The 14,802-nt window shown below is 47.4% G+C and carries 6 protein-coding genes; 4 read left to right on the top strand and 2 right to left on the bottom strand.

Annotated elements, in window-relative coordinates; all coding sequences use genetic code 11:
• Positions 1–140: 140 nt before the first annotated feature.
• Both dnaK and grpE read right to left on the bottom strand, forming a co-directional pair.
• Entirely contained in the window at positions 141–2,102 is a 1,962-nt protein-coding gene (gene dnaK / locus GJV44_RS01885; protein WP_226806800.1) for a molecular chaperone DnaK, read from the bottom strand.
• Positions 2,103–2,197: 95 nt separating this feature from the next.
• On the bottom strand, positions 2,198–2,824 hold the full coding sequence (grpE, locus tag GJV44_RS01890; protein WP_420885748.1) for a nucleotide exchange factor GrpE: 627 nt from the start codon (positions 2,822–2,824) through the stop codon (positions 2,198–2,200).
• A gap of 1,042 nt (positions 2,825–3,866) precedes the next feature.
• Here grpE and GJV44_RS01895 point away from each other — a divergent pair.
• The 4 genes from GJV44_RS01895 (at position 3,867) to aroG (ending at position 14,085) form a co-directional block, all read left to right on the top strand.
• Entirely contained in the window at positions 3,867–4,832 is a 966-nt protein-coding gene (locus GJV44_RS01895; protein WP_226806801.1) for an NAD kinase, read from the top strand.
• 1,430 nt (positions 4,833–6,262) lie between these two features.
• Positions 6,263–10,492 (top strand): YhdP family protein, encoded by a 4,230-nt coding sequence (locus tag GJV44_RS01900; protein ID WP_226806802.1) that lies wholly within the window; start codon positions 6,263–6,265, stop codon positions 10,490–10,492.
• Between the two features lie 703 nt (positions 10,493–11,195).
• Positions 11,196–12,662, top strand: a complete 1,467-nt coding sequence (gene tldD / locus GJV44_RS01905) for a metalloprotease TldD (protein WP_226806803.1) — start codon at positions 11,196–11,198, stop codon at positions 12,660–12,662.
• Positions 12,663–13,008: 346 nt separating this feature from the next.
• Positions 13,009–14,085: a 3-deoxy-7-phosphoheptulonate synthase AroG gene (gene aroG / locus GJV44_RS01910; protein WP_226806804.1), complete on the top strand. Its 1,077-nt coding sequence runs from the start codon at positions 13,009–13,011 to the stop codon at positions 14,083–14,085.
• The last annotated feature ends 717 nt before the right edge of the window (positions 14,086–14,802 follow it).

Consider the following 14,802-nt stretch of genomic DNA (forward strand, 5'->3'; position numbering starts at 1 on the left):
AATTGGCCTGGAGAGCCCGATAAGCTCGCCCAGCGCTCTGTTTATACCACCGTACAGTGAAGCGCGCAGTGGTATACAAAAGTCTATCCCGATAGACAGCGCAGTACGCGCTGTCTATCGGCTTTTACTGTCACCTTTGCTTAGCTTTTTTTCTTTACTTCCTTAAAATCTGCATCAACAACGTTGTCTCCGGCTGATTCCCCGGTCTCGCCGCTTGCCTTGGTTTGCATGTCAGCGTACATCTTCTCACCAAGCTTTTGAGACACTTTTGATAAAGCCTCAACTCGAGTCTGGACTTGCGCTTTATCGGACGAGTTTTTTAGCACTTCTTCTAACTCTTTGAGCGCAGCCTCGATCTCAGTTTTTTCGCTTGAATCAATCTTATCGCCGTATTCAGAGAGCGCTTTCTTTGTGCTGTGCACCAACGCATCACCTTGATTATGCGTATCAGCCAGCTCGCGTAGGCGATGATCTTCTTCGGCGTTTACTTCAGCATCTTTTACCATGTTCTCAATTTCGACCTCAGATAAGCCCGAGTTTGCCTTAATCGTGATCTTATTTTCTTTTCCAGTGCCTTTGTCTCGCGCATGTACGTGCAGGATACCGTTTGCGTCAATGTCGAATGTCACCTCGATCTGTGGTACGCCACGTGCTGCGGGCGGAATACCTTCTAGATTAAATTCTCCCAGCAGCTTATTGCCGGTTGCCATCTCACGCTCACCTTGGAATACTTTGATGGTCACTGCCGACTGATTATCATCGGCTGTTGAGTAAACCTGGGTATGTTTAGTCGGGATTGTTGTGTTTTTATTGATCATCTTGGTCATCACACCGCCGAGCGTCTCGATGCCTAGCGATAGCGGCGTCACGTCTAGCAGCAGTACATCTTTGCGATCACCGGAAAGAACCTGACCCTGGATCGCTGCACCCACGGCAACTGCTTCATCTGGGTTTACGTCGCGACGTGGTTCTTTCCCAAAGAACTCTTTAACCTTATCTTGCACTTTTGGCATCCGCGTCATTCCGCCTACCAAAATTACGTCATCAATATCATCGAGCTTTACAGCTGCATCCTTGATCGCGGTACGGCATGGCTCAATCGTACGCTTGATTAGCTCTTCAACTAATGCCTCTAGTTTCGCTCGGGTAATCTTTAGGTTTAAGTGCTTCGGACCGGACGCATCTGCCGTGATGTACGGTAAATTAATCTCAGTTTGTGCTGAACTTGATAACTCAATTTTAGCCTTTTCTGCCGCTTCTTTAAGCCGTTGGAGCGCGAGCACGTCCTTGGATAGGTCAACGCCCTGCTCCTTCTTGAACTCACCGATAATATGATCAATGATCCGCTGGTCGAAGTCTTCGCCACCGAGAAACGTATCTCCGTTGGTCGATAAGACTTCGAACTGCATTTCGCCGTCTACATCTGCAATCTCAATGATTGAGACATCAAACGTGCCTCCACCTAGATCATAAACCGCGATCTTGCGATCTCCTTTCTCTGTTTTGTCTAGTCCAAATGCGAGTGCCGCAGCGGTTGGCTCATTGATAATCCGCTTTACATCTAGACCAGCGATACGCCCCGCATCTTTCGTAGCTTGCCGCTGACTGTCGTTAAAGTACGCCGGCACAGTGATGACTGCTTCGGTGACTGGTTCGCCGAGGTAATCTTCGGCCGTCTTCTTCATCTTACGAAGCACTTCAGCAGAAATCTGAGGTGGCGCAAGCTTTTTATCGCGCACCCGCACCCACGCGTCGCCATTATCCGCTTTAATGATCGGATAAGGCATCAGGCCAACGTCTTTTTGCACTTCTTTTTCTTCAAAGCGACGGCCAATCAGACGTTTAACGGCAAATAGAGTATTTCTAGGGTTCGTCACAGACTGGCGCTTGGCGGGCGCACCGACTAGAATCTCACCATTATCCATATACGCGATAATCGAAGGCGTTGTACGGGTGCCTTCCGAGTTTTCGATCACTCGTACCTGATTGCCTTCCATCAGCGCTACGCACGAATTCGTCGTACCGAGGTCAATACCAATAATCTTGCCCATTTTACTAATCTCCTGGCTTTGATCTAGCAGACCAGCGCAGCGCGCGGTCATGTATTCACGTCTGCCCCCAACTTGGGTCCATCAGCGCTAATTTCAATACCCTAGCCCACACGCGGGTTTTACCTTAACGATACCCCGGGCTATACTCATTTAGGTGCGGCCACCGTGACTAGCGCCGGGCGCAACACGCGGTCAGCGATGACGTAGCCTTTTTGCAGTACGCTAACGACTGTGTTAGGTTCTTGTTCAGCTAGCACTAGCGAAATTGCTTGATGCCGATGTGGATCAAATGTTTCACCGACTGGATTAACCTGCACAACATATCCCTTTTCTAAAGCACTTGATAGCTGGCGTAATGTCAGCTTGACGCCCTCACGAACTTTTTCTAAGTCGCCGGTGATGTCTGCCAGTGCAGCCTCAAGGCTGTCAACGACAGGCAGCAGGTGCTCAGCAAAGTTCGCGATCGCGAACTTATGCGCTTTAGCAATATCATCTTGTGCGCGCCGTCGCACGTTTTCTGTTTCTGCGCACGCACGCAGGAAACTCTCGTGTAGTTCAGCGAACTTAGCAGGCGCTGGTTCAAGTGCCTTAGTCTCGGCAGCAGCATCGGCCTGGCTGAATTGCCCACTATCAGTTTCTAGCTCTGACACTGCAGCGGATTCTAGCTGCATCTCGCCCGGCTGCGTCTGTGCATGCTCTGCTGCTTGAGTGCAATTGCCGTCGAGTTTAGTATCGGATACAGGATAATTCTGGCTTACTTGCTTCTCTTCCATAATGGATGTAGTTAATTTCAGTCAATAATTCAATTCAGCTATTTCTGCATCTATTTGGCCCTGACACTGAGCGCTAGGATGCAAGAGACTGCATTTACAGCATTGAATTGGGGGTCGACGTAAGACTTTTCAATGCTCGGGAGGATAAAAATACCCAACGCATATTGCATAGTGCTGGATAGGCAAATGCCTGTTTTCGCCTACACTATGAACACTAACTTTTGTTATTAACAGTTAGTCGTTGCAACATTATGCAAGAAGAACCGCTACCATTTTCTGTTATGCTCCAATTCAATTAATAGCCGAATTTATTAGCATCTGCGGAATATTTGAGTTGCTACCTAATTCAAGCGCGAGAATTTGTAATCATTATCTGAAAGTGAGTCTTCTCGACTAATAATAAAGTATCGTGACAGATCGCAGAAAGTTCTATAGTACTCTGTTTTGATGTCCAGTCATCGGCTATCCCAAAACCCCTTTGTAGATAGGTAACAATGATCTCGTCCAGCCTATGGATCCAGCGTTACACGAAGTTATTACTCGCGCCTGACACTATAACTAGAGCATAAGCCTAACATTCTGCTCTACCCAAATGGAACTATATAGACTGGCAATATTGTGCTTTTCCGACATTGCTTAGCGCGATTATCACCCAAAATGCAATATAAGATTAGAGATGCTATGAGAGCTTAAGCTAATTACTGGCAGAAAAATTAGCAAAACCATGTCATCACTACCAATATTGTGGGCACCCGAGAATGCTAGCAACTCGATTCGGTTTTACGCACTACCTTTGTAGTGAAGTTTACCCGGATACCGAGTAGGCGCTAGCGCAAAACCTTGCACCCTTTGGTATCAAGAAAATCATGCTTCTGATCATCACCAAACTTGGTTTGAAATCTGTGCGACTAGATCTAGCTGACTTTTGGTCATATGCAGTTCGATCAGCGCCTTAAGCAGAGTCTAGTCACAGCAGAACCGTGAAGGTAAGGAAGATTCTCGAGCAAATCTTACATACAACTAAAACTTACGCTGATCTTAGATGCGTATGCGCTACCCAAACTACGAAGAAATACAGTTCATCGGGCACCTATGGTGTAATGTCGGCATGAAAATAAGCCCATTTAAAACTGTGGCACTGATCGGTCGCAACAACACGCCTGGCATCGGCGATCCGCTGTCCGCGCTTGCCAGCTGTCTTACGCAATGCGGATTTCAGATCGTATTTGAAGCTGATACAGCGCGAGAAAACGGGCTGCAAACCTATCCAGCGCTTACGCCGGCCGAGATCGGTGAATACGCTGATGTCGCCGTTGTACTTGGTGGAGATGGTACGATGTTAGGCATCGGTAGGCAACTCGCACCCTATCATACCCCGCTCATCGGTGTTAACCACGGCCGTCTTGGCTTCATTACCGATATTGCAATCGCGGACATGAATCAGTTGGTACCGAGAATGCTATTGGGAAGCTATCGGCCCGAGGAGCGTTCGTTGCTAGAGGCTCGCATCATGCGTAACGGGGAGCCCATCTACCATGCTCATGCGCTCAACGACGTTGTCGTGAATCGCAGTGGATTTTCTGGGATGGCAGAGTTACGTGTATCAGTCGATGGAAACTTTATGTCAGACCAGCGATCGGATGGGCTCATCGTGGCTACACCAACCGGCTCTACCGCGTATGCACTCTCGTCTAACGGACCGTTACTACATCCGCAATTACAAGGGATTGTTCTGGTGCCGATCGCACCACATGCATTATCAAATCGTCCGATCGTGCTACCTGACACATGCCAACTTGCCGTTCAGATCATAGGCGGTCGAGACTTCAATGCAAATTTCGACATGCAGTCATTCACTGCTCTGCAACTTGCAGATACGATTGAGGTGCAGCGCTCCAGGCATACGGTGCCATTTTTGCATCCGGTTGGATACAGTTATTATAGGACTTTACGCAAGAAGCTGCATTGGAATGAGCATTCTTCGTTGAGCGAGGACGAACCCACCTAGCCAGTGCTAGGCACCTGGCTAGGTGGGTTGATTATTCTTAAACCTACCCCCTCATTAATCTTCACAACGACTGCTTGTATGTATCTGTGCTGCATAATTCTGTTTGATTCTTACGGTGAGCTGGTCTATAGCTTGTGTTAAGGTGCTTTCCTGCTGGAAGCGTTGGCACAAACTAAGCCTGCACTTTTCTGAAGGTATCGGTAGCAGTATCAAGGCATTGTTTACGAGGTTGTTAAGCATCTTGCCGCATTAGCTCCGTCAAGCCCAGTACGTATGGTTACTGTCTGCGGAAAATACCATATTAACATAGATCAATCCATTGCTACGACCTGCGTCGCGTACATCAGGAAGTAATTGCGATAGATCGATCCAGCTGCATTGCAAACAGTCTTTCCGCGAATACTCGAAGACTTGGAGGTAGCCATCTACCGACTACACGAAAAGTACGCGTAGAAGATTTGTTTTGCTTGCGGCATCTTCATACATCTTAGCCTTCCCTCTATAGTTGCTTTACTATGCGTCATACACAATCAAATATATGCCATATTATTAATTCTATTAAGCTGTAACGTATGTCGAAGCTTAAGATGGAGGATTTTTCGTCAGTTTTTATCTGTTGCACTTCTGAAATGAGCATTAACTTCAACGTAGGCTATTGTATATAACAGTGCATCCTTAATCGTATTTTTATACAGTGCTAGATTTACTGCCAGTAGATAGCAGATTTTAATGATAGACGATAATCCAATAATACTCTGAGAGTATGAAGATCTTTATTCATCTTCTTCCGCATCATGGCTCATCTTCGTAATGAGCACACGCGATGCCTTATATGCCTATATAGAGTGAAGGATATTCTCCCGCACGCATTTTTATCACCGAATAGTAGCGAGATGTCGGTGGCTATCCTGAGCTATATTAGCAGCCGCCGCGCGAATAGTGTATCAATTTCCGTATGCAGCACTTCGTAATCCGGTGAGTTAGCTGTGATTATATAGTCTGAAATATTATATCCCCAGAGAGGGGCTGCCTGTTCTGACAACCAGGCGTTAATATACGTGACTATAGATTATGTCATCTAGATCAGAAAGCTAGATAAATAGAATCCGCTTGAATTTGCTCGAACTACACCAGCTTGCCTAGCGCTTTATCGGAAATATACAGGGATATACTCAACATCTGAGACTGTCTACTGCAAATTTCAGAGGAATGCTTAGTGCATACTCTTCATGTATCTCTGAAGAGAGTTGCAACGGCACTACGTACTACTGCGTAGTTATTGTGAATAAAAATCACTCAACAGCGATTCAGCGGCGGAAGCAAATAGAAGCCCCCCGTGGCAGCGACAGGTTTACCTAACATAACCATATGTTACATTCGGTTTTTCCGCTGCTTTTGTTTTCCCCCATTATACGTTTTGCGCTTCCAGCATGCCCGACCGCCAGGAAATACTCGACCCGAATGATGTACGAAATGCAAAAACTGGGGGTGGCCGTCTATGCTGGCTAAGCAAGCAGGTGCTGCGACGCGTCCTTGCATTTTGCGCAACCATCACTATTACGCTGTACTTTGGTATTGCAGCCACATACATTAGTTTGCGCTATGTTATTTTTCCTCAGTTGAATTCGATGAGGCCTAATATTGAGCAACGGATCTCGAGCGCACTGCACGCACACGTACATATCGGCCGGCTGACGGCGCGCTGGGATGGACTACAACCAACGCTAGACATCGATCAATTAACAATCATTAATCTAGACAGTCAGCGTATTCTCGCGGTGCCTGCTGCAAGTGCAACGTTATCATGGCGATCATTAGTCCATCTGACGCCGGTTCTCTCTCGTCTAATCGTTGAACAACCCGAGATCTTCGCTAAACGACACCCCGATGGCACTTATACATTCGCTGGAATACGGGTGGATCCACGCCAGCACAGCAATGGCACGTTCCTGCGCTGGTTGATAATGCAGCGTATCATCTTATTACGCAACGGCGTTTTGCATTGGGCTAACTCACAACCTGGCGTGCCGCCCCTAACGTTACGTGGCATCCGCGTAGCTATTGATAATCACAACTCAAGTCACCAGCTTAGCTTGCAAGTGCAGCCCGATGGACGCTTACTGCATGGGCCGGTTTTTTTGCGCGCACAATTCCACCATTCCCTACTAAAACCACCTACTAATCCGGTGGGATGGACCGGCACGATTTTTGTATCGAGCAGTAATATAGCACTGCCGGAGCTTGCCCGGTATACGGATGTACACCTGGGTTCGAAAGGCGGTACTCTAGACGCGACTGCATGGTTCAGCTTCTCGGATGGCCAATGGAGCGGTGCACGCGGCGCATTATCTGGGTCCGGGGTACGGCTACAAATAGATCCGACACTTCCTCAGCTAGACATACCCAGAATTGAGCTAACCTGGTCTCTACAGCATAATGATATGCATAATTTTGATTACACGCTAGATTTGAAAAATCTGCGCGCTGAATTCGGTGGGCAATCTCCACGAGCTGATGGCACACCGATTACTCAATTTCTAAGAATCGGTAAACTTAAAGGCCGGTTCCGGCGTGCAATGCTAGACCGTGGTCAATTGATCCATATCAACGGCGACATGCTCGATCTTAAACTGTTTGCGCAGTTTATACGCTCGTTGCCATTACCGCATCATGTATTGCATGCACTGAACCGGTTTGACCCGCGCGGTACTCTGGCAAACTACGCAATACAAGTTGAAAATTTCCCTCCGAATGCATTGGCCACTGACGTAGCGGATATCGAACATAGATGGCTAATCATGCGCTATCATTTCAAAGCTGAACTGAATGGTGTCGGCATAAGTACGCAAAAGCTACTGCCCAGCGCAGAAAACATCTGCGGCGTAATCAATGCCAACCAGAATGGTGGTCACGCGGCGATCGATACCACTAACGCCGTGGTTACAATCCCGGGGGTGTTCGATAATCCGAGACTGTCTTTCAATCGGTTGGCGGCAGAAGCAACATGGACTGCGCATCCGCCGGCTTCGGATGCAGCCTACCCAGCCGTTGTTGTCAAAATCTCGCGATTTATCGTTGACAACGAGGATATGCACGCTAGCGCTGCCGGCAACTATTCAAATCCCGGCCATGGGCGCGGTAAGCTCGACATAGAGGTAATATTTGATCGACTGTCGATGAATCGCCTTGCGCGTTATCTGCCGACCAGCGTTGGAAAACATATCCGTACTTACTTGAGTCATGCGCTAACGGCTGGAACTTCTCGCAATGCGACGATCGCTATCCATGGCAAAGTAGCTGAGTTCCCGTACACGCACGATCCACAAGCCGGCATTTTCAAGATCAATTTGCCGTTTCGAGATGGTGGATTCGATCCAACGCCATACCCGATGAAAAGGATGAGCAACGGTAAGCCAGAGATATGGCCTGCATTCGACGGTATTAACGGTTTATTCCGGATAGATCAAAACATGTTGCGTTTTAGTATTCAGCGCGCGTGCTACCGGCATATTGCCTTCACCCATTTGACTGGCCGCATTGACGATTTAAGCGCGCTGCACTCAAATCTAGTGATTGACGGCATGGCTAAGGGCCGTTTAGCTGATATGCTTAACTATGTTAAGTGTAACTCACTTGCATTACCGTCGAACCACCTTATCGAGTCTATTCAGACGAAAGGTGACGCGACGCTAGCGTTACAGATAGCGATTCCTCTTCATGCAGATAAGCCGTATATCAGCATGCAAGGTTCCGTTGTACTAGCGAACAATACGATATCTTTTATATCTAGCAATCGGCTTTTGGCGATGCCGCCGGTTATGCAGATACATGGCAAGGTTGCTTTTACTGAGCATTCGATGACGCTTGAGAGAACTACTGGTCAGTTTCTCGGAGGTGACATCTGCGCCGATGGGTGGGTCAAGCAGGATGGATCGAGCAGCTTCAAAGTATCAGGCCATCTACTTGCTAACGCGGCCCAGGCTGCGCAGCCTGGGCCGCTGGCGATATTGCTCAATCGAATATCAGGTAGTGCACCATACTCAGTATCTATTCGCACGCGTAAAAACAAACTACCTAACATCTCAGTAACTTCAGATCTAAGCGGGCTTGCGCTACAATTTCCAGCGCCATTTACGAAACAGGCCGGCGCGTCAATGCTATTCTCATTGTATCTGAAACCATCTTCGGAGGGCGAACAACCTATAGCAGGAATGCATCGGCTAGACGTGCAACTCGGTCCAGTGAATGCTATTTATCTAGTACAGCACAGCAATAATAATAAGCTGGAAATTGTGCGCGGTACAATCGGCATGAACAAGAAATCGGTGCTACCCAATAAAGGTGTAAGTGCGTCGATAAATATGCCGCATTTCGACGCAGATGCATGGCGCGAGCTGTTAGATGCCACATCGATTCAAGCAGGTACTATACTGACTAAGCCGATGGCTACTGCATCATCTTTATCCCCAGCTGCTTGCACGACCCCATTCGTTTGTTCGCCGAACATAGCCGGCCCGTTCGACCTGCCCCGTAATATCGAGGCGTTTATACCCACTTACGTCGAATTGCACCTCGATACGTTAACGTTATTAAAGCGCCGCTGGGAAAATGTAGTAATCGATGCGACACAAACACCGCGAACATGGCAGGCAAATATTGAATCCGATAAAGTATCTGGTCATGTTGTGTGGCACGCGCAGACTCCGCGCAACCCATACGGACAGCTTGGCGCGCGGCTGATTAAATTAGTAATTCCAGATAGCTACAAAAAAACATTAGTGAGCTGCGCTCCAGAAGATCTAGTTCGACATGCCCCAGCGATCGATATAATCGTAAATGATTTTACCGTTTTCGGACATAACTTCGGTAAATTGGAAGTGAATTCGCGCACTATAGAAGAAAAAGGTGAACCAGCTTGGAAATTAGATAAATTCAATGTAGTAAACCCAGCAGCGAAGCTATCGGCTACTGCGAACTGGAAAACGACACGCCATAGCCATGGAAGAGATGATAACCTGCAGCGTACTGTACTAAATTTTAAGCTCGATATCGCTAATAGCGGTGCCCTGCTTGACCGACTGGGCCTGGCCGACACTCTCAAAGGAGGTAGTGGACAGCTGTCCGGAAACATTAGCTGGCGAGATAGACCAATGTGCATCGATTATCCGACACTGAGCGGAAATCTCTCGCTTAAACTATCACATGGTCAGATTTTGAAGATTAATCCTGGGGCTGCCAGGCTGCTTGGCCTGCTTAGCTTTCAATCGCTCTCTCGCGTAGCAATATTAGATTGGGGCATATTGTTTGGACAAGGATTGCCGTTTTATAATCTGTCTTCTACCACTACGATTAGGAACGGCATCGCAAAAACCAACGATTTCACACTAAATAGTGCATCCGCGAAGGTTATGCTGCAGGGCAGCGCGGATTTTTGGCGGAAGCAGCAGAATCTGCTTGTCACAGTTACACCATCGCTAAATGTAGATACCATAGCACTAGCGACAGCTGTAATAAATCCGATACTTGGCTTAGGTGTCTTCGTCGCTGGTTTGGTTTGGTCCGAGCCTATTTCGCAGTCGTTCGCGCGCCACTATATGGTAACTGGCTCATGGCTGCATCCGCAAATTAAACAATTGCCGGCCGATCGCAGCAAGATCTAGTGACTTAAACCTCACATGTTATGATCGCTCACTCATTCCGTTTTCTATATAAACAGCTGCAACACATTGCGTGTCGCTCATTAGAGCACGCCGTCGTACGTAGTACTAATATTCTAAATAATGTATGCACCTTACATTGGTATGTAACTAGAAAAGCTAGGCTAGGGCGCTTGCCAGAATACCTTTCTGTTGAATTCAAAAAGCGGGAGGAATTGTTCAATAAGACACGCATAATTCACCCCGGCATTGCCGACATCATCGGTTTAATACGACATTTTTCGCGTAGGATTTTGCGGTATGCTATAACCCTTGCCTCTGGTGTTATATTGCGGTCCCAACAACTGCGAACTAATCGTTATGCTATCAACTATTTATTTACACAACCGAGCACGTATATTAGAGGATTCTTCTGCGGAGTGCATGCAGTTAAGAGTCCATGTTGCAATTCTAATCGCACCTTCAAGTAGTGCCAGCAAAGGCGATCCGTATAAAGCTATAGCACGCTAGTGGGAATTATCAGTTAATGTCGTGGTAGTGCCAATGTATCGGTATTTGGTTCTAGCAAGATTGCACTACAGTATAAGCGCTCACACACTGGGTAGTGTGGTTTATATTGTTTTAGCAAGGAGATCGACTGCGGCTTGAATCTCAAAGTCGCAATACTAATTTCCACCCACTTATAAGTTAAACGAAGCCAGCCTGCATGAATATTATAGAACCCAATTTTTGCCATCTTGCTACAGCCAAAGATCTGTTACTCGCGCGATATGGCCTTGATGAGGCAATCCTCATACGCACTCTGGGCGAGATTTCCTCCCGCCGCGTTGATTATGCGGATCTATACTTTCAGACAACCCGCAGCGAAACATGGAACCTAGAAGAAGGTATCGTCAAATCTGGCAGCTTCAGCATTGACCAGGGCGTAGGTGTGCGTGCAGTAGCTGGCGATCGAACAGCATTTGCGTACTACGATGACTTATCACAACAAGCGCTGGAAAAAGCAGCCCAGGCTACCTGTGCCATCGCTCGGCTGGGGGGGGGGATAGTAAACAGTCGGGTAGATGATGTATTCCACGGCGTTACGGGTCTTGACCTGTACCAGCCGGTTGATCCACTACACTCCCTTGACGCAAATGCAAAAGTAGCACTGCTAGAGAGAATCGAAAAAATGGCACGCGCGAAAGATCCACGGGTCAGACAAGTTATGGCTGGCCTAGCGGGCGAGTACGATGTCGTTCTAGTAGCACGAAGCGATGGTTCGCTAGCCGCTGACTTACGTCCGCTCGTACGCATATCGATTACTGTGATCGCCGAGCAAAATGAGCGCCGCGAGATCGGCATCGGCGGTGGCGGAGGCCGCTATGACTATGGCTACTTCACCGATGAGCTGCTAGCACAATACGTTGACGATGCAGTGCATGCCGCACTAGTAAATCTAGATGCACGCCCCGCGCCCGCTGGATCAATGACTGTTGTTCTCGGACCTGGCTGGCCGGGCGTTTTACTGCACGAGGCAATTGGTCACGGATTAGAAGGCGATTTTAATCGCAAGGGTTCATCAGCATTTTCCGGGAAAATCGGCGAACGGGTCGCAGCTAGTGGCGTCACTGTGGTTGACAATGGCACGTTGACGAACCGGCGCGGCTCGCTGAGCATTGATGACGAGGGAAACCCTACGCAATGCACAACTCTCATTGAAGATGGAATCTTAACAAACTACATGCAAGATATACTGAACGCACGGCTAATGAAAATGAAAGTGACTGGTAATGCACGACGCGAATCTTATGCCACACTGCCGATGCCGCGTATGACAAACACTTACATGTTAGGCGGAGATAAAGATCCTGCCGAAATCATCGAGTCTGTTGACCATGGGCTATACGCGGTAAATTTTAGTGGTGGACAGGTCGATATTACAAACGGTAAGTTTGTATTCTCAGCTTCCGAAGCCTACATGATTGAGAACGGTAGGATTACTTACCCAGTTAAGGGCGCAACGCTAGTAGGTAACGGACCAGAGTCGCTTAAGTACATATCGATGATTGGCAACGACATGTCGTTAGATGCAGGAGTAGGTGTATGTGGCAAGGAAGGTCAGAGTGTGCCAGTTGGAGTGGGCCAACCAACGCTTCGCATAGACCGAATGATCGTGGGTGGTATAGTGTAAAAATCTTTACATGAATAAAAAATATTATTTCGTATTTTTAATAAAATACGAAATAATACGTCAATTTTTATATTCACTATTGCTAACAAGGGTTAGTCCAAGGTATAAAGTTGGCATACCAGAAACCGATAAGACCTTTCACTTTTTTTGCATGTCATAATGCTCGCCAAGTTTTATTTTATTTTTTAGCATCTCAAACCGATGGCGAACCGAAAAAACAGGTAACAGACAAGTGAATCACTCCCATCCCGCATAAACCGCTAAAACACCTGGCGGTTTTTTTTCGCCAGGCCCGCTAAGCCCCAGAATACTGGGCACGAAACGCATACCGTTAAACTAGAGAACAATGATAACTTTTTATAATACCGATGATGTCCGAATTCGCGAGCTCAAAGAAGTAACACCGCCCGCACACCTATTGCGGGAATTTCCCTGTGATGAGCCTGTCGCCAACCTAATATTCAATACCTGCCAATTGCTGCATCGGATCTTGCACGGCATGGACGATCGGCTTATCGTGGTAATTGGTCCGTGCTCGATCCATGATACTTATGCAGCACTAGAGTACGCGCAGTGTTTAGTTGAGCAGCGTAAGCGCTTTTCTGACGAATTAGAAATCGTGATGCGCGTGTACTTCGAGAAGCCACGAACAACTTTAGGCTGGAAAGGGTTGATTAATGATCCTCATATGGATAACAGTTTTAAAATTAACGACGGATTACGTACTGCGCGAAAGCTGCTAGTACAAATCAATTCGCTAGGATTGCCAGCCGGCACAGAATATCTCGATATGATCAGCCCTCAATATATCGCTGATTTAATAGCGTGGGGCGCAATCGGCGCACGTACCACTGAATCGCAGGTGCATCGGGAACTAGCCTCCGGATTATCATGTCCGGTCGGCTTCAAGAACGGCACCGATGGCAACGTCAAAATCGCAGTAGACGCGATTAAGGCTGCTTCGCAGCCACACCATTTTTTATCAGTAACAAAAGGCGGACATTCAGCAATTGTCTCCACTACCGGAAACGAAGACTGTCACCTTATCTTGCGCGGTGGTAAAACACCAAACTATGATGCATCCAGTGTCGATGCCGCGTGCTCCAAAATTAGTAAATTTGGACTAGCAGCACGATTAATGATCGATGCAAGTCATGCAAACAGCGAGAAGAAGTACGAAAACCAAATTCCAGTTTGCGCTGACATTGCCTGTCAAGTAGCCGCTGGCGACGAGCGTATTATCGGCGTGATGGTGGAATCTTATCTAGTCGCAGGACGACAAGATTTAGAAAACAGATGCGAACTAACTTACGGTCAGAGTATCACCGACGCTTGTATCGGCTGGAACGATAGCGTAACGGTACTCGAAAGACTAGCCGAAGCAGTCCGGCAACGGCGCATCGTGCGTAGAAGCGGAAATTAAAGCGCAATGAACCCTTACGTCTTCCAGCTCTGAGAGCATGAAACATGAATAGCCTCTTCGACAACTCATGTTCCCAGAGGGAGAAGAGTTTAGCGCCTAGTCACGCTCCCCTTTAAGGCTTCGATAAGCGTCGGTTTGCGCACTATTGCCGCAAGTATTAGAACTAAGGGCTTTCCTAGGGGGGGCTAAGTGTGATATTCGCGTGCTTAGTCCTACAGATGTGCAATAACACAGTAGCCGACTGAAACTATTAGGAAAAATGAACTCGCGCAGCAGTAAAAATTGCATGTTGAATGACCCCAAGCTAACTATTTGTATATGATACAAACAAACCCGCACCACATCTCGACAAGTATTTCTGCTCCGTGGAACTAGTAATATTTTGGTCTGCAACACAAGGCACAAGGCATTCATCTCACTCGATCACTTATCGCTGCGATGTATGTAGTGTGTATCGTCTTTAGCTACCAGCTCTCAGTAGCGCTTGGTTTAAATAGCAAATTAGTTCGCCCAGGCCTACATGCTATATGCCATATTTTTAGAAAATAACGCCGGTTAATCTACTAAAGATTAACCGCGTATTGTTGATCGACATATCATCATGGATCATCAAATCATCGCATAAAACGCTTAATAGAGAATTGTAGCGGTGTATATTGCTTGAAATACGCCTTAAACTAACTGCGCGCGCCGTAGGCCGTAGGCAATGCAGGGGCC

Source organism: Candidatus Vallotiella adelgis (genome assembly GCF_020541305.1).
GTDB classification, from domain to species: Bacteria; Pseudomonadota; Gammaproteobacteria; order Burkholderiales; family Burkholderiaceae; genus Mycetohabitans; species Mycetohabitans adelgis.

What these genes read in the sequence shown, in the direction of transcription:
- aroG (WP_226806804.1), top strand. Translation starts at nt 13,009, where the DNA reads ATGATAACTTTTTATAATACCGATGATGTCCGAATTCGCGAGCTCAAA.
- GJV44_RS01900 (WP_226806802.1), top strand. Translation starts at nt 6,263, where the DNA reads ATGCCCGACCGCCAGGAAATACTCGACCCGAATGATGTACGAAATGCA.
- grpE (WP_420885748.1), bottom strand. Translation starts at nt 2,824, where the DNA reads ATGGAAGAGAAGCAAGTAAGCCAGAATTATCCTGTATCCGATACTAAA.
- dnaK (WP_226806800.1), bottom strand. Translation starts at nt 2,102, where the DNA reads ATGACCGCGCGCTGCGCTGGTCTGCTAGATCAAAGCCAGGAGATTAGT.
- GJV44_RS01895 (WP_226806801.1), top strand. Translation starts at nt 3,867, where the DNA reads ATGCGTATGCGCTACCCAAACTACGAAGAAATACAGTTCATCGGGCAC.
- tldD (WP_226806803.1), top strand. Translation starts at nt 11,196, where the DNA reads ATGAATATTATAGAACCCAATTTTTGCCATCTTGCTACAGCCAAAGAT.